Source organism: Chitinophaga filiformis (assembly GCF_021646545.1).
Classification (GTDB): Bacteria; Bacteroidota; Bacteroidia; order Chitinophagales; family Chitinophagaceae; genus Chitinophaga; species Chitinophaga filiformis_A.
Genome location: NZ_JAKIRP010000025.1, coordinates 1 through 22,540, shown reverse-complemented (window position 1 = coordinate 22,540; position 22,540 = coordinate 1). Strand labels below are relative to the sequence as shown.

Sequence of the window (22,540 nt, the reverse complement as noted above, 5' to 3'; positions counted from 1 at the left end):
TAAATTAGCCGAAAAGGGCCAGGAAGCAAAATGCTTCCCCGGCCCTGGTATACTTGACAAAGCGAAAACAGCCTAGTGATCTGCAAGTACTACCTGTACCTTAGCGCCTTTCTTCTTCCGTGATGCCATGAGTAATAAGGGCAATGAACACAAAAACACAAGTCCTACTAACAGATAAGCATCATCGAAACTCAGCACTGAAGTTTGTTTGGTAATACCGGCATCTATGAGTCGCAATGCCCTGGCATGGGCGTCCGCCGCGCCTGCGCCTTTTGATATGAAGAATTGTGTATAGTCGGCCAGCCGCTTTACCGCCAGCGGATTGTCGGCAGTGATGTTCGATACCAGGTCTGCCCTGTGTACCGCGTTACGGTTAGCCAGATAGGTATTTACCATTGCCAGTCCAAAAGAGCCTCCCAGCTGTCGCATCATATTATTCAAAGCAGCCCCCTGTGCAAAGTCGGCCGGAGCGAGTGACGATACCGCCAATACAGACAAGGGCACGGTGGTCATCGCCAGTCCGACTCCTCTCCAGATCAATGTGGTTGTCAGACTGCCGGCACTGACATCGAGATTATAACCAGACATCTGCCAGCTGAAAACAACAAACATCAGCATGCCGGCAGAGATCATAACGATAGGAGAGACGCCTCTTTGTAACAACCTGGCTGAAATGACCAGTCCTCCGATAGCCAGTATAGCGCCCGGCAACAATAACAAGCCTGTTTGCGTTGGCGTAAAGTTCAATAATCGCTGCGCAAATACAGGCGTGAGAAACACAGAGCTGAATAGCCCAACACCCGATACGAACGTCAGTATGGCCGCCAGGCTCAGGTTCCGGCTTTTCAGTACCCGGAGGTTCACTACCGGTGCCGGTGTAGTCAATTCCCACCATATGAACAATAATAATCCGAAGAAAGCAGTGACACTGAGAAATATGATGTATCCTGCTTCAAACCAGTCGTCTGTCTCGCCCCGCTCCAATACCGTCTGCAGAGATCCGATACCTATAGCCAGTAGTATAATGCCTGCCCAGTCAATCTTACCCGTTGTTCCTTTCACTTCCGGTTCCTTCAGTAATGCATAACAGATGGCTGCCGCAACGATGCCAATAGGCACGTTAATGAAGAAGATCCATGGCCAGTCATAGAACTCCGTGATGTACCCGCCCAGGGTAGGGCCAATGGTAGGACCGACAAATACGCCGACGCCAAAGAGTGCGCTGGCTACATTCTGTTTCTCTTTAGGGAACAATTCAAACACAATGACCTGCGAAACCGACAGCAGGGCGCCACCTCCGATACCCTGTAAGAAGCGGAAAATGACCAGTACCCAGATATTGGAAGCCTGGCCACACATGAATGAAAAGAACGTGAACGCGATGATAGAGCCAATATAATAATTGCGCCGGCCGAGTTTATTCGAAAGGAAACTGGTAATGGGAATAATGATCACATTGGCAATGGCATAGGCGGTGATCACCCAGGACGTATCTTCCAGCGTAGCGCCAAGGTTACCGCTCATGTGCGACAATGCTACGTTGACGATGGAGGTGTCTATCAGCTCCATTACTGCAGCAGCAATAACGGTGATCAGTAGTATAGTCCTTTTCATGTAAGTTGTATAGTGACAGTTATTATACCAATCGGTATAATAACTGTCAAAAAAAGCAGGGAATTATTCTCTGGTGTTTAAGACTTTGAAAGCCTCTGCAGGAGAGGAAAGGAACAATTTATAGAAATCAGCAGTATTGCCTACATGTATTTCGTAGTTGTCTGTAGCGAGTGCTTCCACGAATGCTGCTGCTACCGCTGCAGGAGGCATACCATTTTCGCCACCGATCTCTTTTGAAAACTCTGTATTGACAAGAGGCGGCATCAGCTCAAATACTTTCACATTGGTGGCAGATAATGTATGTCTCAGTACCTGAGTATAAGAATGCAAAGCTGCTTTACTGGCGGCATAACCCGGGAGTCGGGCTCCGGGAGAGATAGCCACGATGGAAGAAACATTTACAATAGCCGATTCCGCTTGTTTTTCCAGTAATGGCAGCAATAATTCATTCAGCCTTATTACGGAGAGGAAATTGGTGTGAATTTCATGAGACGCTTTAGCATAAGCATTTACACCGGCTTCCAGTTTGTATACTTCCGCTGCTGCAGCATTGTTGATCACAATGTTTAAAGCTGGAAATTCTGCCTGAAGTCTTTTTACCAACGCGTTTACATCTTCTTCTTTTGATACATCAGATACTATAGCCGTTACATTTTTCAGCTGTGCGGCTGCTTTTTCCAGCGTGCCTGCATTTCTGCCGGTAATGATGACATGATTGCCTTTTTCAGATAATAGTTTGGCTGTCTGAAAGCCAATACCTGCTCCACCGCCCGTTATCAGGACAGTATTGTTGCTCGTTTTCATGATGTTTTGTTTACGCTTTGTGAATTATACCGATTGGTATATTTATAGTTAAAAAAATAGTCAGAGTGATGTTATATATTTTCTGGCCACCTCCATGACACTTCTGCCGTATTCCAGTTTGCTGGTGGTCCTGGCAACGAATATCGCCCCCTGGATCATAGAGATCAGTGTCAGCGCCGCCTGCTCGGGGTTTGTATCCGGAGAGATCTCTTTGTTCCTGATCCCTTCTTCTATCATGCTGACAGTCCTGTCCTTCCAGTTTTCAATCGCGTCTGCCACTCTTGCCTTCAGGGCCGGATGCGTATCGTCGGCTTCCGGACCAGTGTTTATCAGCGGACAACCACCTTCTGGGTAAGCCAGGGGACGCTCTTTTCCAAAGAGCATGGTGCGCACCATCAGCTTTTCCTTGATGGTTTTAGCCTTTTCCTCCTCTGCATAAACATATGTTCTCAGCTTCCGGAGATTGTAATCAAATGAGGCCAGGGCCACTTCGTCTTTATTGGCAAAATTGCCATAAATGCTGCCTTTCGTAAGACCAGTCGCCTCCGTCATGTCAGAAAGAGAAGTACCGGCAAATCCCTTCTTATTGAAGATGGGGGCCGTTTTCTCCACTATAAACTCTTTCGTTCTTTCTGCCTTACTCATATTGCGTTCATTAAGACGATGTAAAAATATACCAATCGGTATTATTAACCAAATAAATCTTTTGCTGGCGACTGGTGGGATAACTTTCAGGACCCTGAATGCATAACCTCAGGTTATTGGATATTACGAATGGTGATTTCCTTTCGCACAAGATGTGACGCAACTTTGTGCCATCAAAAGATCGGTATATGAGTACAATATTGCACAATGGAAAAACACTTCAGGAAGAGATAATAAAGAAGAACTTCCTGGACAGAAGTATCACTACACGCGAAGTGATATTCGTATTAGCGCTTACTGCCTGCCTCACGCCCTGGGTATCTCCACCTGTGGCGTTGGTAATAGGGCTTGTCATCGCTCAGTTTATAGGTCATCCCTTCCTTCATCTGAATCATAAGGCTACACATATATTGTTGCAGGTGTCCGTCGTAGGACTGGGCTTTGGCATGAACATCCACAGTGCCGTGAAGGTCGGTAGCGAAGGCTTTTTGTTTACCGTGGCTTCCATCACCGGCACGCTGTTAATCGGCTACGTTACAGGAAAATTGCTGAAGATAGAAAGTAAGACTTCACACCTCATCTCCTGTGGTACTGCCATCTGTGGTGGCAGCGCTATTGCTGCGATCTCCCCGGTTATCAGGGCGGAAGAAAAACAACTGTCAGTAGCATTGGGGACAGTTTTTATCCTGAACTCGGCAGCGCTCTTCCTGTTTCCCTTTATTGGCCACCTGCTGCATATGACGCAGACGCAATTCGGCCTGTGGAGCGCCATTGCTATTCACGACACCAGCTCTGTTGTAGGTGCTGCCAGTAAATACGGCTCTGAAGCACTCGAAATAGCAACTACCGTTAAACTGGCGCGTGCACTGTGGATCATCCCGGTTGCATTGTTGACGGCATTTTGCTTCAACGCAGGCAAACAGAAGATGAAAGTGCCCTACTTTATAGGCTTGTTTGTGCTTGCCATGATCGTACATACGTATGTACCGATGCAGCCTGTCAGCGATGTGATCGTACAGGTAGCAAAGACCGGCCTGACCCTTACGCTGTTCCTGATCGGTGCAGGATTGTCCCGGGCGGTGCTGAAAGGCGTAGGTGTAAGACCATTAATACAAGGGGTGCTTTTATGGGTAGCCATTTCCGGTGCGGCCCTGTGGGCCGTACTGCACCTGGTAAAATGAACAGAAAGGCCATAGATGGCTGTCAGACAGCAACATCTGTGCGCCTTTCCTTCCTGTCGACAACAGTGTTGCAATCTTTCATTACAATTAAATCTGATGATTGACCTATATTTGACCCGGCATTATGAAAGTAATTACATTGATCATATCGATCTATGTGCTGCTGATGGCAGTCATCCCCTGTTGCAATTTCGATAATTGCGAAGGCGACAGGCATGATGCACCACAAGGTATCTGCTCTCCTTTCTTCAGCTGTCATAACTGCTCTGTGCCGGTAGTACTGGAAAAGACAGTACAGATAGAACCCGTTACGAATATTATTTACACCCATTATACAGAATACCGGGTCATCTCTCTTCCCGGTTATACAGCGAAATGCTGGAACCCGCCGAGGGCATAATAGGTCCATATTATCCCTTTAATTCATTCATTTAAACTATATCCATGCTCGATAAGATCATCGGTTTTTCCGTACGGAATAAACTGATCGTTATACTCTTTGTTGTCGGGCTGATTGCGTGGGGTATTTACGCCCTCACGAAATTGCCTATAGACGCATTGCCCGACATTACCAACAACCAGGTGCAGATTATCACCACTGCACCTTCACAGGCTGCACAGGACATTGAACGACTGGTTACTTTCCCGGTGGAACAATCCGTTGCTACCATTCCCGGCATTACGGAGGTCCGTTCGTTTTCCCGCTTCGGACTCAGTGTAGTCACCGTAGTTTTTCAGGAGAATGTAGATGTTTACTGGGCCCGGCAGCAGGTTAGTGAACGACTGACCACCATCAAAGAACAAATACCTGCAGGCGTAGGTAATCCCGAACTGGCGCCCGTTACCACAGGACTGGGAGAAATTTACCAGTACGTTGTCCATACCAAGCCAGGCTACGAGAAGAAATACAATGCCATGGAGCTGCGCAGTATACAGGACTGGATCATCCGCCGGCAATTGCTGGGCGTACCCGGCGTGGCGGATGTGAGTAGCTTCGGTGGTTATCTCAAACAATATGAGATCGCGCTTGACCCTGAAAAGCTGCGTAGCATGGACCTCAGCATCACTGATGTGTTCAATGCCCTGGCAAAGAACAATCAGAATACCGGCGGTGCTTACATTGATAAAAGACCCAATGCCTGGTTCATCCGTAGCGAAGGACTCATAGGCAGCCTTGAAGATATCGGGAATGTAGTGGTGAAAACCCACAGTAGCGGCATCCCCGTGTTGATCGATAATGTAGGAAAAGTAGGTTACGGACACGCTATCCGCTATGGTGCTATGACGCGCAACACGGAAGGCGAAAGGGTAGGAGCCATCGTACTGATGCTGAAAGGGGCCAACTCCTCGGCCGTGATCAGGAACGTAAAGGAAAGGATTAAACAGATAGAGAAGACCTTACCGGAAGGAGTGCTGATAGAACCTTTCCTGGACAGGACCAAACTGGTGAACAATGCTGTGGAAACCGTTGTACGTAACCTGGCTGAAGGTGCGCTGATCGTCATCTTTGTGCTGGTATTGCTATTGGGTAACCTGAGGGCGGGTCTGATCGTAGCTTCCGTTATTCCCCTTGCCATGTTGTTTGCTATCTGTATGATGCAGCTCTTCAATGTATCTGGCAACCTTATGAGCCTCGGGGCTATCGACTTCGGGCTCATCGTGGATGGTACAGTGATCATCGTGGAAGCTACTATGCACCACCTGGGATTGCGGAAATCAGGTCTTGCATTCACGCAGGCCGAAATGGATGACGAAGTCTATACAGCTGCCAGCCGTATCAGAACATCCGCCGCTTTCGGAGAGATCATCATATTAATCGTTTATCTGCCAATTCTGGCGCTTTCAGGTGTGGAAGGAAAGATGTTTCGTCCCATGGCGCAGACGGTTTCTTTTGCCATCTTAGGGGCCTTCATTCTCTCATTGACCTACGTGCCCATGGCCAGTGCATTGTTCTTAAGTAAAAAGGCAGTGCATAAACGTACCCTGTCTGACAGGATCATGGATTATTTCCATCGCATTTATGCCAGGGCCTTAACATTTGTATTACGTTTCAAACGGACCGTCATCGTAATATCAATCCTTTTGTTTGCCGCCAGTCTGTTGCTCTTCACCCGGTTAGGAGCGGAATTTATTCCTTCTCTGGATGAAGGTGATTTCGCCGTGGAGACTAGATTGCTGACGGGCAGCAGCCTTTATGAAACAATAGATGTTGCCGGTAAGGCGGCAGATATTCTCCTGAAACAGTTCCCCGATGAAGTAAAAGAAGTGGTGGGTAAGGTAGGGAGCAGTGAGATTCCTACGGACCCAATGCCGGTAGAAGCATGTGACCTGATCATTACCCTGACAGAGCGTTCTGAGTGGACCAAAGCAGAGAACAGAGACGAACTGGCTGATAAGATGACCGAGGCCTTAGAGGCAATCCCCGGTGTCAGCTTTGGCTTTCAACAGCCGATACAGATGCGTTTCAATGAACTCATGACCGGCGCCCGGCAGGATGTGGTGGTAAAAATTTACGGAGAAGACCTGGACAGGCTTGCTACCTATGCCCATAAGGTAGGTAACGTAGTAAGTGGCATACGCGGCGCCACAGACCTTTATGTAGAGCAGTCGTCCGGCCTGCCGCAGATCGTCGTGCAATATCACCGTGACCAGATCGCCCGCTTTGGTCTGAATATAGAAGATATTAATACGGTTATCAATACCGCCTTCGCTGGTCAACGTGCAGGTGTCGTTTATGAAGGAGAGAAAAGATTTGACCTGGTGGTGCGCCTGGATAAACAGAACAGGGCTGGCCTGGAAGATGTATCATCCTTATACGTCACAGCTCCCAATGGCAATCAGGTACCTTTGAACCAGGTGGCTGATGTCAGCCTCAAAGTAGGCCCCAACCAGATCCAGCGCGATGATGCCAAACGGCGTATCACCGTGGGTTTCAATGTACGTGGCAGAGACGTCGAGAGCATCGTGAATGAGCTGCAGCAAAAAGTAGGTCAGAAAGTAAAAATGTCTCCCGGCTATTATGTAACATATGGTGGCTCCTTTGAAAATCTGCAACAAGCCAGATCACGCCTGAAAGTAGCTGTGCCGGTAGCCTTACTGCTGATATTCATTCTGCTGTATTTCTCTTTTGGTTCTGTTAAGCAGGGCCTGCTCATTTACACAGCCATTCCCTTATCGGCAGTGGGCGGCATTGTTGCTTTATGGTTGCGGGGGATGGCGTTCAGCATTTCAGCCGCTGTCGGTTTTATAGCGCTCTTCGGTGTGGCCGTGCTGAATGGTATTGTGCTCATTGCTGAGTTTAACCGCCTGCGTAAAGAAGGATTAACTGATCTGCGGGAGATAGTCATGCGGGGCACAGGCACCCGTCTGCGCCCTGTGATCATGACAGCTACAGTTGCTTCCCTGGGCTTCCTGCCCATGGCATTGTCGCAGGGCAGTGGTGCGGAAGTACAGAAGCCGCTGGCTACAGTGGTTATCGGCGGACTGATAAGCGCTACGCTGCTTACCTTATTTGTATTGCCCTGCCTGTATATCTTATCTGAAAAAATAAAAGGCGCCGGAAACATGCGTAAAACAGTAATGATCCTGTTGCTGCTGACAGGTGTTCCCTTGCTCTCACATGCACAGCAGCCGCTCACACTGGACGGACTGATACAGCTTACACTACAGCAGAATAGAGGCCTGCAGGCCGCTGGAGCTGGTGTGGACTATTACAGACAACTCAAACGTACGGCGGGAGAATTGCCTAAAACAGACATCGGCCTGCAGTACGGCCAGTATAACAGCTATGTCAAAAGCGATAACAATATTACGGTCACCCAGAAGATCCCTTTCCCTTCTGTATTTGGGGCAAAAGCATCGCTATACGATGCTCAGCTGCAGGGTAGCAGACTGCAACAGGCTGCCACTAAACATGAACTAATATTCCAGGTAAAACAAGGCTGGTATCAGCTACAGTACCTGTATGCATACCGGCAGCTACTGGAGCAGCAGGATAGTATCTATCAACGTTTCGTGAAAGCCGCTGACCTGAAATTCAGAACGGGCGAATCAGGACTATTGGAAAAGACTTCCGCAGAGACAAGACTGGCGGAGATACAACATCTCAAGAGGCAGAGTCTTAATGAGGAACAGCTATTACTGGCAGGACTACAGGGATTGTCCGGTAGTACCACTCCATTAGTTATCGCGAAACAAACGTTAGAGCCTTTGCCTGCGGGAGCTGTCGGCGACTCGGCCCAGCTACAGCATTATCCTGCATTACAATGGCAACAACAGCAGGTGGTCATACAGGAGAAAGAGAGGAAACTGGAAGCAAATGCGTTATTACCTGATCTCTCCCTTGGCTATTTTAATCAGTCGCTAACGGGCACTCCACTCAACAGCGCAGGGACGGCTATTGCCAAAGGCGGCGATCGTTTCCAGGGATGGCATGCCGGTGTTTCCATTCCTTTATGGCTGGGCCCCTTCCGTGCAAGAGTGAGGGCGGCTGAGCAACGCAGGGTACAGGCAGACCTCAACTATCAGCAGTCAAATGTTGAACTGAAAAGCAGGTGGCAGCAGGCCGTTGCGCAGTTCTCCCGTTATAAGAGCAGCCTGGATTATTACCGGGAAACGGCCATACCCAATGCGATGCTCATCGAAAAGCAGGCATTGCTGGGATATGAAAAAGGAGATGTAGGATATACCACTTATCTCTTAAGTCTGCAGGAAGTATTCAACATCCGCGAAGCCTACCTGAAAACCATCCGTGACTATAACAATGCGGTATTGTCCTTACAAATGCTGAACGTACAACAATAATCAACAGAAATCATGAAGTATCTTATATATAGTACCCTTATCATTTCTTTAACTGCCTGCGGCAATAAAACGGAAAAAGCGGAGCAGGAAGAACAACATGCCGCTGCTGAAGGAATGATAGCAGAACTAACACCTGCGCAGTATGCCACCGTTGGTGTGAAAACGGGTAAGATAGAGCCCAAACAGATCAGCAGCAACATTCGCGCTAACGGTAAACTGGATGTGCCTCCGCAGAGTATGATCACCATTTCTGCGCCATTCGGCGCGTTTGTTAAGAACACAGAATTATTGCAGGGCACCTTTATCCGCAAAGGACAGGTAGTAGTTTCCCTGCAACATCCGGATCTCATCCAGTTACAGCAGGACTACCTGGAGAATAAAGGACAGCAGGAATACCTGCTGGCAGAATACCAGCGGCAGGAAGCCCTCGCCAAAGAAAACGTCAATGCACAGAAAGTGTTCCAGCAGGCGAAGGCCAACTATCTTTCCAATGCCGCACGCATCAAAGGATTGCAGGAAAAACTGAAGCTGCTTAATATAGACCTGGCAGGGCTGGATGCAGGAAATATCCAGAGCACGATCCAGTTATATAGCCCCATTACAGGTTATGTAACGGCCGTGAATACAAACATCGGTGCTTATGTGAATCCGGCCGACAAACTATTTGAAATTGTCAATACAGAACACCTGCATGCGGAACTGACCGTCTTTGAAAAGGACATTCCCAAGCTGAAACTGGAACAGCGTGTCCGTTTCACACTGGCAAATGAAACCACACAACGCACTGCAAGGGTGCATCTCATCGGTCGCGCGATCAGCAATGAGCGTACCGTGCAGGTACACTGTCACCTGGACAATGAAGACCGGGAACTCTTGCCCGGCATGTACCTGACTGCCTGGATCGAGACAGGCAATGCCATGGTGAATGCCTTACCGGATGAGGCAATCATCCAGTTCGAAGGCAAGCCTTGTATCTTCATCGCGAAAGGCCGTGAAGCGGGTGCAGAAGGGAATTATCTCTATGAGATGTTACCCATTGAAAAAGGGAACAGTGAATTGGGCTATACAGAAGTGATCATGCCTCCCGGCTTTGATATTAAGGGGGCGGATGTGGTTGTAAAAGGCGCCTTTGCATTATTCTCCAAATTAAAGAACACAGGAGAAGAAGACGAGCACTAGTGCTTACTAACGGGAACGGGCTTCTGACAGGGCCTTCTCCAGTACCGTGTCTTCATGGCGCAGGTATTCCCCTGCAGAAGGCTGTACCTGCAGATGCGGGATAATGCCACGACCAGGATATTTTGCGGGAATCACATTCATGACATATTTGGTAGTCGGTATCCAGACATTAGCTTTACTGGACGGTAATTCGACGCTTATCAGTTGTCCGGAGTGATTCCCTTCATAGCCTCCGCCGGTTTCCTCACCGATGAACGTACCTCTGTGATTACTATAGGCAACAGCACAAAATTCCGCTGCCGCAGAAAAGGTATTGCCACCAGTCAATACCCACACAGCCCCGCTGTAAGATATTGCTGCAGGTTGTTGTTTGCCCAGTCCCGGTTTGCCTGACAACTTCTTTTTGTTCTTTTCCAGGTAGCTGTAGTATGGGAATGCCTGTTTCGTGAGATAGGAATACAACATCACACCATATCCGTCTCTGCCACCACCATTATCACGCAGGTCGATAATCAGTTTTTGCACCCGGTCATTTTTTATTCTCATGAAAGTCTTTTCAAGAAAAGCAGGATAATCCAGCTTCGCTTCCGCAAGATCATCCGCACCAAAGGTCCTGATACTAAGTATACAGATATTGTCTTCCGTAAAAGTAGCGGACAACAAAGGCTTTTCTTCTTCCTTCACCTTCAGCGTATTGATGACTTTTTCTTCGGTTGCCGGCAGCGCCACAGTTGAATATTCCCCGGAGGGAGCGGTATACTCCACGGTAAATCCTGACGAATAGCCGTAGGCTAGATAATAGTAGAAATAAAAGATCTGGTTTAGGATCAGCGCTTTCTTACTCGTACTGTACCCGTCCGACATCAGGTAGTCGTACATCTTTTGCCGCATCGCATCAGCAGGGTGAGAGTTAATACGGATCAAACGACTGCCGGCAGGTATCTTATTGTCGATACTGTTAACGATGAAGATGCTGTCGCCTTTAAAATAGGTCATCAGCGGCAAATAGCGGTTTTCAGTATGAATGAACCGGGCAAAGCCGGGCGAAGGGCTTGACGACAGATGACCATCCTTTACAGCGCTTAACATGACCTTGATAACGCCATAAAACTGCCTGTCGTCCGTATAGTCGTTCAGCTCTTTGTAACAACTGTCAAACAGCTGTTCCATCCGTGTTTGTGAAGTATATGCATATAACGCCGGATGGATCGTCTCCAGTTTCGTTTTCAGCAGCTGCAGGTCAGCCTTCAGAGAATCACCGCGTTGCGCTGATACGAAGTGGGAACTGCAGATGATGACAGCAGCAGGTAGTAGTTTGATCAAACGGGTAAACATGTACCCAATTTAACGCATATTATTGTAAGTGGATGAATTGCTTATATTTTGCAACTGCCTTATCCAGTTTAGCCTGCTCCGTTTTATTGAGTGGGGTGAATGTCTGCAGATCCATTACGATTTCCTTCTTTTTGATAGTACGTTTCCATACCCCTGCAATCTGTCCTTTGATGAGGATGATGTTATTGAACAGCGGATTGCCTTCCCTGCTCAGGTGATCGTCATGCTGTCCGTCGTAGATGATATCCCGGTCCTTATAGGCAACGAGATATTCATCGTAATTCGGTAGCAGCTGGACCTGCTGATCAGTCGTTTTAATATCCGGTACGTGCGCTGGTCCCCAGTATTCGAGGTCGTAAACGATATGCTTAGTCAGCTGATCTTTCACCAGGTTGAGCCCCTGTCTTGCAGCCGTAATCGGTAAGCCGCTCCAGCCGGTGAAATCTTTGAGGGTAGCAGGACCATGGCTCTTGAAATAGCGGAGCGCCAATGTCGCGAGGGATTCTTCTTTTGTCAATGGTTTTGTAGCAGGCACACGTTCGTCAAACAGGGCATATGTGATCTGCTTATCCCGTTTTCCTCCATTACAGATCACCATATCCAGTTCCGCTTTTATAAGCAGGAAATTCATCCGGAGCTCATTGGTGGGGATCTTCGCTTTCTCCATTATCTCCGTCAGTTCGGGCCGGGTCAGTTGTTTGCCGTCTCTGAGGGCTTTTTCGAACGCTTTATTACTTTTCCGGAAGACGGTGTCGTCGAGCTCAAGTTTCCGGGTATAAGTGCCCATGGCCTGCGCTATCTGAGGCCCTGTCAGTGTCATCATCCAGCGGATGTCTTGTGGATGTACAAGGTGCCAGGTGGGGCGTAAAACGTGGGTGCGAACAAGTTCCCCCTTGCTAATGGAAGCTTCTATCTGTTCCGTTGTAGCCGCGGGCAGGCGCATACCTACTGCCCATTTAGACATTTCATAGTCCTGTGCCTGCACGGCCCCGCACCAGTGTACAAGTTCAGGTGCGGAACCAAAGGCGGGATGTATCAATTGCTGGTTGGCCAGTCTTTGCTGAAGGAGGTCTTTTGCTGTCATTCGTAGCGCTGTTTAAGTTAACAGTACAAAGGAAAGATACGAAGATGACAACAGTATGTCAGCAGTTTCCGTCAGGACCACAAGATTGTCCTTCAATTATATCCAGACCGGCAGGCTGCGTTTGTTTCCATTCCCCGACAGACTTATTCAGCACTTCCAGGAAGGTTTCGGATGCCTGGGCGCCGGATACACCGTATTTGCGGTCAAATACAAAGAAAGGAACACCCCTGATACCCAGGGCTTCTGCTTCGGCAATGTCCTGACGCACTTCACCGGCATATGCCTGACCGTTCACCAGTTCCTGTAAAACACTTTCCTCCAGTCCGATCTCCTTACCCAGGGCCACCAGGGTAGCCGGATCACTGAAATCCTTTCCTTCGGTGAAATAGGCCCTGAAAAGGCGCTCTTCAGCCGCATCTCCCAGACGGTGCTTTTTAGCCAGCTGGATCAGACGGTGCGCGTCAAATGAATTGGCTACCACTGCCTGGTCCAGGTTATAGGTCAATCCCAGGGTATCTGCCAAGGCCGTCACCTGGTTATTCATCTGTTCTGCCTGCTCATAGGGAATGCCCTTTCTTTTCGACAGATAGGTATACAGATTATCCCCATGGCCAGACTGTATGGTCGGGTCCAGCTGAAAACTGTGCCATTCGATCTCCACAGCGCCGGCATCGGGAAACCGGGCCATGGCAGCCTCAAATCTCCTCTTACCGATATAACACCATGGGCACATAATATCCGACCAGATCTCTACTTTCATCTTATTAGTAATACTCATAATAGTGCTCGTTTGATTTGTAAAGTTCCGAAAGATGCTTTACTTTCGAAAGTGGTATCCTGGAAGAAAGTGGTTTCTCTAGGGAAACTATACTGATTATGAGCAAGAAAACAGCAACATCTGAGAAATCTGAAGCATGTACAGAGCATCTGCGTGCCATCCATGACACCCTGGACGTGTTAAATGGAAAGTGGAAGATCGCCATCATCGGCTCTCTGCGCTTTGGAAAAAAGCGTTTTATGGAGTTACAGCGTGAAGTGGAAGGGGTAGGTTCGAAAATGCTCTCCAAAGAATTGCGGGAGCTGGAACTGAATGAACTGGTGAAAAGGACTGTTTACGATACTAAACCGGTGACAGTAGAATATGAGCTGACGCCATATGGAAAGACGCTGGAAACCATCATAGATGAAATGGCCAACTGGGGACGCGCCCACCGTAAAAGGATCATGCATCCCGTAAATCAGTTAGACCTACAGGATGCACTGAGCCATCTTTAACACTATTATATCAATGCCGGGACTACTGTTTTGTTTTTAATGAAACGGTCGAAATAAGCCCGTTCCAGTTCTTCTCTGTGATCCGGATGGGCAATTTCTATCAACGCTTTTGCGCGTTGTTTCAGGCTTTTCCCGAAGAGGTCTGTCATGCCATATTCGGTGATCACCCAATGTACATGCCCTCTCGTGGTAACCACACCCGCGCCTTCTTTCAGGAATGGCACGATGCGGGAAATGCCCTTATTCGTAACGGAGGGCAGGGCAATGATGGGTTTACCTCCCTCTGACAGGGACGCCCCTCTGATAAAGTCCATTTGTCCGCCGATACCGGAATACTGAAAAGTACCAATAGAATCCGCACACACCTGGCCGGTCAGGTCTATCTCAATCGCACTGTTGATGGCCGTAACCTTCTGATTTTGTCTGATGATAGAAGTATCATTCACATAACTGATGTCCATTACCCGTATGGCCGGATTATCATTTACAAAATCATACAACTTACGCGTACCCACCATAAAGGAGGTCACTGATTTACCGGTGTTCAGCTTCTTCTGACTGTTATTGATCACGCCACTTTCGATCAGCGGTATTACACCGTCAGACAACATTTCAGTATGTAAACCAAGATTTTTGTGGTTGGTCAGGTTCTTCAACACCTGATCCGGAATACCGCCAATACCCAATTGCAGCGTAGCGCCGTCTTCCACCAGCTGCGCGATGTTATGGCCTATTTTTTCAGTAATGGCGCCTGATTGCATAGAGTAATCTATCTCCGGAAGTATGGCTTTCTGCCATACGGCAGCATGGAATTTAGACATATGGATAAAGCCCTGTCCGTGTGTACGCGGCATCAGCGGATTGACCTGTGCAATCACATATTTAGCCGTGTCTACCGCTGCGCGGGCAATGTCAACAGAAGTACCGAGTGAACAGTAACCATGATCATCAGGCGGAGAAACCTGCACGATGGCCACATCAAGTGGCAGGATATTTCTTTTGAACAATTGCGGGATCTGGCTGAGGAACACGGGTACATAATCTCCGTCATCACTGTTCACTACAGACCGGTTGGCAGCAGAAACAAATAGTGAATTGACAAAGAAACTCTCCCGATATAATGGATTATCAAAATCAACATCTCCCAATGTGGTAATGCTTACCAGCTCCACATCTTTCAGTTCTGCATGCCTGTTCTGTAAGGCCCTGAGAACGTGAACGGGAGTAGCAGCGCTACCATGAATAAATACACGGTTACCGGATTGAACACATTTTACAGCTTCTGCAGCTGTGATATATGGCATGTTGATCATAGTATAATGTTTAAATGATACTACAAAATTATCCAGGCTGTCGGTGCTGAAATATGACAATCGTTAGTTGAAGATATGATATATGTTAGAAAGCGAGTTGTCCCTGTACATATTCTATTTTAGGAACAGCGGGTTGATGAGTTGCATTTATATGATAAACAGCCGTTTCCACATCGCGGGAGGCTACCACTACCTGTGTCCGTCCTGCATGTGGGCGGAAGAGTTCGAGTACCAGCTCAGGATTATTATTATCTCTGGAAAGGTGCGATAAGAGCAGATGGCTCATGTAGGGAGGCTTATGCGCTTTGAACAATTCCAGTGCCTGTGTATTGGACAGGTGGCCTTTGCCGCCACGGATGCGTCTTTTCAGATAGAAAGGATACCGGCCTTTTTCCAGCATCTGTTCATCATAGTTGGCTTCCAGGAAAGCGGCATGGCATTGCTGAAAGTGCCTGATCAGATGATCGCAGGGAGCGCCGATATCTGTAAACACGCCTATTCTTACATCCTGACAGCTGATCATAAAGCTGCGGGGCTCTATGGCGTCATGAAACTTAGGGAATGCGGTTACGCTGAGATCTCCTACTGCGATAGGCGCATATTCATCGAATCTTCGCACGTGCAAGGCATCCAGGTTCAGGTTACCATGTTGCATGGTGTTTTCCGTGATATACACCGGAAGGCTATACTTTCTCGACAAGACTTCCAGTCCCCGGATGTGGTCAGAATGTTCATGTGAGATGAAGATCGCTTTGACACTGTCCATACGCAATCCCAGGCGTTTCATCCGTCTTTCCGTTTCCCTGCAGGAGATGCCTGCATCTATCAGGACAGCTTCTCTTGCATTCCCGATATAATAACAGTTTCCGTTGCTGCCCGAATTGAGTGATGTAATTTGCAGTGACATAGCACTGCAATATTAGCTAAAAATTTTAGTCATTTAACAATCCATTCATGAATGCCTGATGCATTTTCTGCAGGTAACTGCACTTCGAGCTTCAGGGCTTTGGTTTTCACCGGCTCAAAGCGCACACTGTCATATTTATCTTTTGTAACCGTGTAGGGGCTAACGTTCTTCACCGGTACCCATTGGTCGCCCTGTTTGTACAGGATACGCCAGGAAGCCGGGATACGGCAACCGCCAAAAGGACTGTCATCATACCAGTACACCTGCGACTCAGACACGGTATATTCCTGGTCAAAATCATATTGCACCCATTCCAGCGTATTGTGTTTAGGCCACCAGTGGAGGTACATGGAATTATTATCGTGTGAATCCAGTGGCTGGTACTGATCATTCAGGGCAATGTACATCCGCTTATTTGCCACGGAAGCGCTGACCTTACTTTTGGAAGCAATGGTCGGAGCAGGTTTAGGCCGTGCAGCAGAAGCTTCGTAAGGTATCCATACCGTCATCTCCGAAGCACCACGGTTAGCCCAGGAGTAATAAGGGATGGCGGTCACTGTCTGTGTTGAACTGATCAACTGGTCGGAATTCAGTTGCCTGCTGGTGGATGTGCCCTGCATTTCCAGAACGGTCACACCATTGAGCAGATCAGGTTTATATACAGCGTTGACAGCGGCGTTTTTGTCGACTACAATATTCTGTACGGCAGCGTCTTTATTGTCCGGGCCTTCCAGGCAGTACATCAGCGGACCGCGTTCCAGGGCAAAGCGGCTGGTATCGCTCTTCACGGCGCTATTGGCCAGTACTTTCTGTACCTCCATAGGGAATTCCAGGCTGATATTGTCGCCCGCCTTCCAGTTACGTTGTATAACAGCGTAACCTTTGACCATCTCATATTTTACGGATTTACCATTCAGGAGGATATCGATCGGCTTTTTAGCGGAGCTGTCTGCATCAAAATAAAGACTTCCCGGTACAGGCTTACCTTTTGCCCATTCCGGTATCCGGATATGCAGCGCAAAAGCGGTAGTACGGGCTGGTTTAACAGTGATGCCCAGTTTTCCATCCCAGGGATAATTTGTTTGCTGTGTGATAGTCACTTTTCCGGCCGGCAGTTGAATATCGGCTGTGTTCCCGGCAAACAGGTTTATATAGAGATCATTCTTATCCTGTGCATAGATGTAACCCGGCATTGACGGCAGGAAGCGTGTCATATTGGAGATACAACAGGCGCATCCGAACCAGGCACTGCGCTGGTGCTGACCCATAGAAGCCAGGGGATTAGGGTAAAAGAACCGGTCCCCACTCAGCGATACGCCTGATAATAGTCCGTTGTACAGGGTCCGCTCCAGGATGTCTATATATTTCGCATCGCCGTGCAACAGGAACATCCTGCTGTTCCAATACACATTGGCGATCGCCGCGCAGGTCTCCGCATAGGCAGACATATTTGGCAATTCGTAGGGTTTACCAAAAGCCTCGCCGTTGCCGGTAGCGCCAATACCACCGGTGATGTACAGTTTCTTTTCCACCACATCATGCCAGATATCGTCAATGGCATGAAGGTACTGTTCGTCGCCTGTCAGGGCCGCTACGTCTGCCATACCGGTGTACATGTAGGTGGCCCGCACCGCATGGCCTACGGCTTCGTGCTGATCAACCACTTTTTTGTACGACTGGTTGTATTCACCACTGTATTTTTTGCCGGGCCCGCGTACATCCAGGAAGAACTTTGCCAGGTCCAGATAAGATTTGTTGCCAGTTACCCGGTACATCTTTGTCAGTCCTGTTTCCACGATCTGGTGACCGGGAAAACGTTCTTCTTTTCCGAAACCGAATGTCTTTACCAGGAGGTCTGCATTTTTGATGGCAATATCCAGCAGGTTCCTTTTGCCTGTGGCCTGGTAATGAGCTACCGCCGCTTCAAACAGGTGACCGGAATTATAGAGTTCATGGCTGAGGTCTTCTTCTTCCACCCACCTTCTGGTCCCTATCCAGGGGTGTGGTTTAGGGGCATTCATGGTACGGAAGGTATATAAGTAACCGTCTTTCTCCTGGGCCGCGCCGATAATAGCGATCAGGGTATCCAGGTAGCGTTCGAGGTCCGGGTTTTTCTTCATTTGAAGGCCGTAAGAGGCGCCTTCTATTACCTTGTAGAGGTCAGTATCGTCGAAAGTATATTCGGTCATTGTATCGGCCGGTAATACGTGTGCCGCCCGTTTGAAATTATCGATCCTGCCGGTGCGCTTGCATTGTTCCAACGTATAGGGTATTGTGACATCGGCATTAACCCGTATTTTTGGCGCCCAGAAGTTGTCGGTCACATGCACCTGGGTAAAGGCAACAGGCTGTATGGGATAGTCCTTCTTTAACTGGGCCTGTGCCATTATGCTGCAACCAGCGAACGCTGCGAAAATGAAAGCAAATAATTTCATACAATGAAGACGATTTTGGCAATGGCTAAAATTATAGATAGTTATGCCAGCCTAATGGAAATATATTAATCAGAATTGATCAGATTTTATCTGAAATAAATAAAAAATGAGTAACAGCGGTCATCGTTATTTTATCATCAATAAGCCATACAACATGGTCTCCCAGTTCATCAGCCCCGATAAGGTCAGGCTGCTGGGCGATCTTGACTTCGATTTCCCCGAAGGCACGCATGCCGTTGGAAGACTGGACAACCATTCCGAAGGATTGCTCATTCTCACTACCAACAAAAAAGTCACCCGCCTGTTATTTGAAAGTGAGCAACCGCATAAAAGGACTTACCTGGTCATGGTAAAGAACATCGTGAGCCAGGAAACAATACAACAATTGCAGCAGGGTGTAAGCATCCGCATCAAGGGAGGTGTAGACTGGATAACCACTCCCTGTCAGGCAGAGATTGTAGAAAAGCCGGCGTATATCAAACCAAGGGAGCAATATCCGCTGAAGGAGTTCCTGCCGCATTCCTGGCTGCTGATCACACTCACCGAGGGCAAGTATCACCAGGTACGGAAGATGACGTCAGCCATCAGGCACCATTGCGACCGCCTGATACGTGTTTCTATTGAGGACCTGGAGCTGGGTGACCTTCCACCGGGAGGTGTAAGGGAAATGGAAGAAACGGAGTTTTTCCGCCTGCTGAAGATCGAGAACTGGCAGCCAGAGGCGTCAATATTGCCGCAGTAATGAGCAATATGGTATTAGTTTGCTGTTAAGACTCTTGTTATTTTGCCTGCTTCCTTATCATGCTTAAAGAATTTATTATGTTCAAATCATTCAGGCTTACAGGCGTCGTGGCACTCAGCGCACTATTGGGCGTATCTGTTGCCCGGGCGCAGGAGGCAGACCCTGCACGTTATGCTTTGGTGCCCTATCCGCAGGAGCTGGTGGCCAGGCAGGGAGATTTTGTGATCACCGCCAATACCAAACTGGTATTACCCGCCAACAAAACTTTTTTCAGTAATGAAGCTGCACAGTTGCAGGCGCTGGTAAAACAGGGACTGGGAAAGACATTGCCTGTTGCCGCTAAAGCGGGTACAGGTACTATCGTGCTGAAGCAAAATGATCAACTGACAGGTGAAGAGGATTACATCCTGGATGTAACGCCACAGCAACTGGTGATCTCTGCAAAGACGCCTACCGGTATGTTCCGCGCTGTGCAGACAGTCCGCCAGCTGATGCCGGCCGTTATCGAAGGCGTTAAAGCCGGAAAACTGGCGAAGATCACCGTACCTGCAGTACAGATCACCGATCATCCTTCTTATACCTGGCGTGGTATGCACCTGGATGTATCCAGGCACTTCTTTTCGGTTGATTACCTGAAGAAGTTCATCGACCTGCTGGCGTTGTACAAGATGAACAAGTTCCACCTGCACCTGACAGACGATCAGGGCTGGCGTATCGAGATTAAGAAATATCCGCTGCTGACAGAACAGGGCGCCTGGCGTGAATTCAACAACCAGGACTCTGTTTGTATGGAGAAGGCGAAAACCAATCCGGATATGGCGATCGACAAATCCCATATCATTCAGAAGAATGGTAAAACCCTCTATGGCGGTTTCTATACACAGGCGCAGATGAAAGATGTGATTGCCTATGCGGCAGCCCGTCATATCGACATCATCCCTGAAATTGATATGCCGGGGCATATGATGGCGGCTATCAAATCTTATCCTTACCTGAGCTGTGTAGGCGGTTCCACCTGGGGCCCCTTGTTCACCACACCTATCTGCCCATGTAATGAATCAACTTTTGAATTTGCAGAGAATGTATACTCGGAGATCTTTGCACTGTTCCCATCACAATATGTTCACCTGGGAGCTGACGAAGTAGAAAAGAGCACCTGGGCAAAATCACCTGCCTGCGAAGCAGTGATGAAGGCTAATAACCTGTCGACCGTAGAAGAACTGCAAAGCTATTTCGTGAAGAGGATGGAGAAGTTCTTCAATTCCAAAGGCAAGAAGCTGATCGGCTGGGATGAGATTCTGGAAGGTGGTATCAGTCCTACCGCTATTCTCATGTACTGGCGTAGCTGGGTGCCTGATGCTCCTGTGAAAGCAGCGAAGAACGGTAATACCGTGATTATGACGCCGGGTAATCCGCTGTACTTCGATGGTATCCCTGACCGCAACTCTGTTTCCAATGTGTACCACTTCGATCCGATCCCTAAAGGTCTGACGCCGGAAGAGGCAAAGGTGATCATCGGTGCACAGGCAAACATCTGGACGGAATGGATCCCTTCTGAAAAACGTGCTGACTTCATGTTCATGCCCCGTATGACAGCACTTGCTGAAGTACTGTGGACACACCGTCAGGATTACGATAACTATGTGAAAAGATTAAACAGTCAGTATAAAAGGCTCGACCGTCTGAAAGTGCATTACCGTATGCCTGACCTGGACGGCTTCACGGACAACAATGTGCTGGTAGGCAAAACCGTACTCAAACTGGAGAAACCAGCGCCGGAAATTACCATCCGTTACACTACCGATGGTACTGCGCCTACAATGAAGTCTCCCGCATTGCCGGAGGCTTATATCATTCCTGGTCCGGGTACTATCAAACTGGCTTCTTTCAGCCCTTCCGGCAGCATGAGCGATATTTATACGTTGAACTACCGTCAGCAGTCATTCTTCGCGCCAGCGAATGTAAGCGGCTTACAGAGCGGTTTGCAGCTGCAGTATTTCAACGGTTCCTATAAGAGCGCAGCTAAGCTGCCGGCAACAGCAGATAGCGTTGTGAATGTCAACAACGCGATCATTCCTGAAGGGATGGGTAAAGGTGGTAAAGCCTTCGGCGCCCGACTGACCGGTTATATTGAGGTTCCCGAAACAGCTATATACAGCTTCTTCCTGACAGCAGATGATGGCGCTAACCTCTTGATAGAAGGGGATAAGGTCGTAGATAACGACGGCTGGCATGCACCTGTACAGAAGAGCGGACAGGTGGCTTTGCAGAAAGGCCTCCATCCATTCGAACTGCAGTTCGTTGAAGGCGGTGGCGGTTATACGCTGAAGCTGGAATACAGGGTGAATGGCGGTAAGATCCAGCCCGTTCCTGATGCCTGGTTCCAACGGAAATAAACGCATGAATTGTAAAAAGAATAGACCGTCTCATTGAAGAATGAGGCGGTTTTTTTTATTGTTTAGAAGATGCTATATGTCAAAGAACGGTTGTTGGGCGTATATTTAAGTGTTTCATATTGAAGTACTTTAAGGCACTTCGTGATGCAATGTTAGGAAAGATTTGAAGGCGATTTTGAGGAATGTCCACAAACTGCAAAATCCTGTGCATGAACTGCAAAAACATGGGGACGAACTGCAGAAATCTGGGTTTGCGGATGATGAAAAATGCTTAGTTATACTTTATGGAATCCTGGTATATTCTGCTTCAAATGTACTTTGAATGTACTTGAGATATGGTTGAGATTCGCTTATCCTCCCTTAATCTTCCCTTTAAAAGGGAGCATTAAGGGAGGATAAGCGAATCTCAACCATATCTCAAACGGATTTTAACCCCTGTTTTTTGAGCATCTGAATGCCGGTTTTGGTTCGCTTTGATACCGCTTTGATACCGCTAATCCTACGTTGATCCTACGTTCATGAACGTAGGATCAACGTAGGATTAGCGGTATCAAAGCGGTATCAAGACGGGAATGTTTCCGGTATGTAACCAGGATTGTCTTAGTACAGAAAAACTTTACAGTTTTTGCAAGAAGTTTCAGGATTGACTTTACAGGTTATTGAAATAATTCATTATTTGCTTTACAGATGCGCAAATTAAGCTTTACAGATGTGCAAATTAAGCTTTACACTGCTATTTCTGTTGTTTTTACCTTCTTTTTAGCGATCCATCTTCGCTTTAATGCTCCACTGGCTAAATGAGCCTGATTAGGCGTCAGATTATTGCA

Annotated in this window: 16 protein-coding genes; 7 read left to right on the top strand and 9 right to left on the bottom strand. The window is 48.0% G+C overall.

The genetic code is table 11. The features are described from left to right. Nucleotides 1-72: 72 nt before the first annotated feature. The 3 genes from L3C95_RS33415 to L3C95_RS33405 all read right to left on the bottom strand — a co-directional run bounded on the left by L3C95_RS33415 (nucleotide 73) and on the right by L3C95_RS33405 (nucleotide 3,063). Entirely contained in the window at nucleotides 73-1,614 is a 1,542-nt protein-coding gene (locus L3C95_RS33415) for a DHA2 family efflux MFS transporter permease subunit (protein WP_236395012.1), read from the bottom strand. A gap of 63 nt (nucleotides 1,615-1,677) precedes the next feature. Next, a complete protein-coding gene (locus L3C95_RS33410) occupies nucleotides 1,678-2,418 on the bottom strand; it encodes an SDR family oxidoreductase (RefSeq protein WP_236395011.1) in 741 nt (246 codons plus the stop codon). 60 nt (nucleotides 2,419-2,478) lie between these two features. After that, nucleotides 2,479-3,063 carry a TetR/AcrR family transcriptional regulator gene (locus tag L3C95_RS33405; RefSeq protein ID WP_236395010.1) on the bottom strand — a complete coding sequence of 195 codons (585 nt, stop codon included), beginning with the start codon at nucleotides 3,061-3,063 and terminating at the stop codon, nucleotides 2,479-2,481. 188 nt (nucleotides 3,064-3,251) lie between these two features. Between L3C95_RS33405 and L3C95_RS33400 the strand changes: the two genes are divergently transcribed. The 4 genes from L3C95_RS33400 to L3C95_RS33385 all read left to right on the top strand — a co-directional run bounded on the left by L3C95_RS33400 (nucleotide 3,252) and on the right by L3C95_RS33385 (nucleotide 10,226). Continuing rightward, entirely contained in the window at nucleotides 3,252-4,244 is a 993-nt protein-coding gene (locus L3C95_RS33400) for a YeiH family protein (protein ID WP_236395009.1), read from the top strand. A 124-nt stretch (nucleotides 4,245-4,368) separates the two neighbouring features. Next, entirely contained in the window at nucleotides 4,369-4,644 is a 276-nt protein-coding gene (locus L3C95_RS33395) for a hypothetical protein (RefSeq protein WP_236395008.1), read from the top strand. A gap of 44 nt (nucleotides 4,645-4,688) precedes the next feature. Continuing rightward, nucleotides 4,689-9,047 carry a CusA/CzcA family heavy metal efflux RND transporter gene (locus L3C95_RS33390; RefSeq protein WP_236395007.1) on the top strand — a complete coding sequence of 1,453 codons (4,359 nt, stop codon included), beginning with the start codon at nucleotides 4,689-4,691 and terminating at the stop codon, nucleotides 9,045-9,047. Between the two features lie 12 nt (nucleotides 9,048-9,059). Continuing rightward, nucleotides 9,060-10,226, top strand: coding sequence for an efflux RND transporter periplasmic adaptor subunit (locus L3C95_RS33385; RefSeq protein ID WP_236395006.1), 1,167 nt, complete (start codon nucleotides 9,060-9,062; stop codon nucleotides 10,224-10,226). 6 nt (nucleotides 10,227-10,232) lie between these two features. On the opposite strand, the gene L3C95_RS33380 is transcribed toward L3C95_RS33385, so the two are convergent. From L3C95_RS33380 to L3C95_RS33370, 3 genes are read right to left on the bottom strand one after another with little or no spacing between them, the layout of a single operon-like run. Continuing rightward, nucleotides 10,233-11,561 (bottom strand): S41 family peptidase, encoded by a 1,329-nt coding sequence (locus L3C95_RS33380; RefSeq protein WP_236395005.1) that lies wholly within the window; start codon nucleotides 11,559-11,561, stop codon nucleotides 10,233-10,235. A gap of 19 nt (nucleotides 11,562-11,580) precedes the next feature. Further along, the gene (locus L3C95_RS33375; RefSeq protein WP_236395004.1) at nucleotides 11,581-12,645 is read right to left on the bottom strand and encodes a winged helix DNA-binding domain-containing protein; all 1,065 of its coding nucleotides are present in this window, start codon (nucleotides 12,643-12,645) and stop codon (nucleotides 11,581-11,583) included. A gap of 58 nt (nucleotides 12,646-12,703) precedes the next feature. Next, nucleotides 12,704-13,423, bottom strand: coding sequence for a DsbA family oxidoreductase (locus tag L3C95_RS33370; protein ID WP_236395003.1), 720 nt, complete (start codon nucleotides 13,421-13,423; stop codon nucleotides 12,704-12,706). Between the two features lie 98 nt (nucleotides 13,424-13,521). Between L3C95_RS33370 and L3C95_RS33365 the strand changes: the two genes are divergently transcribed. Continuing rightward, nucleotides 13,522-13,920 carry a winged helix-turn-helix transcriptional regulator gene (locus L3C95_RS33365; protein ID WP_236395002.1) on the top strand — a complete coding sequence of 133 codons (399 nt, stop codon included), beginning with the start codon at nucleotides 13,522-13,524 and terminating at the stop codon, nucleotides 13,918-13,920. Nucleotides 13,921-13,925: 5 nt separating this feature from the next. On the opposite strand, the gene L3C95_RS33360 is transcribed toward L3C95_RS33365, so the two are convergent. The 3 genes from L3C95_RS33360 to L3C95_RS33350 form a co-directional block, all read right to left on the bottom strand. After that, nucleotides 13,926-15,233, bottom strand: a complete 1,308-nt coding sequence (locus L3C95_RS33360) for an acetyl-CoA hydrolase/transferase family protein (RefSeq protein ID WP_236395001.1) — start codon at nucleotides 15,231-15,233, stop codon at nucleotides 13,926-13,928. Nucleotides 15,234-15,318: 85 nt separating this feature from the next. Then, a complete protein-coding gene (locus tag L3C95_RS33355; protein WP_236395000.1) occupies nucleotides 15,319-16,140 on the bottom strand; it encodes an MBL fold metallo-hydrolase in 822 nt (273 codons plus the stop codon). A gap of 29 nt (nucleotides 16,141-16,169) precedes the next feature. Then, nucleotides 16,170-18,575 carry a glycoside hydrolase family 127 protein gene (locus tag L3C95_RS33350; protein ID WP_236394999.1) on the bottom strand — a complete coding sequence of 802 codons (2,406 nt, stop codon included), beginning with the start codon at nucleotides 18,573-18,575 and terminating at the stop codon, nucleotides 16,170-16,172. Between the two features lie 106 nt (nucleotides 18,576-18,681). Here L3C95_RS33350 and L3C95_RS33345 point away from each other — a divergent pair, with 106 nt between their 5' ends. Both L3C95_RS33345 and L3C95_RS33340 read left to right on the top strand, forming a co-directional pair. Next, nucleotides 18,682-19,317 (top strand): pseudouridine synthase, encoded by a 636-nt coding sequence (locus L3C95_RS33345; RefSeq protein WP_236394998.1) that lies wholly within the window; start codon nucleotides 18,682-18,684, stop codon nucleotides 19,315-19,317. A 77-nt stretch (nucleotides 19,318-19,394) separates the two neighbouring features. Further along, a complete protein-coding gene (locus L3C95_RS33340; RefSeq protein ID WP_236394997.1) occupies nucleotides 19,395-21,713 on the top strand; it encodes a family 20 glycosylhydrolase in 2,319 nt (772 codons plus the stop codon). Nucleotides 21,714-22,540: the final 827 nt, after the last annotated feature.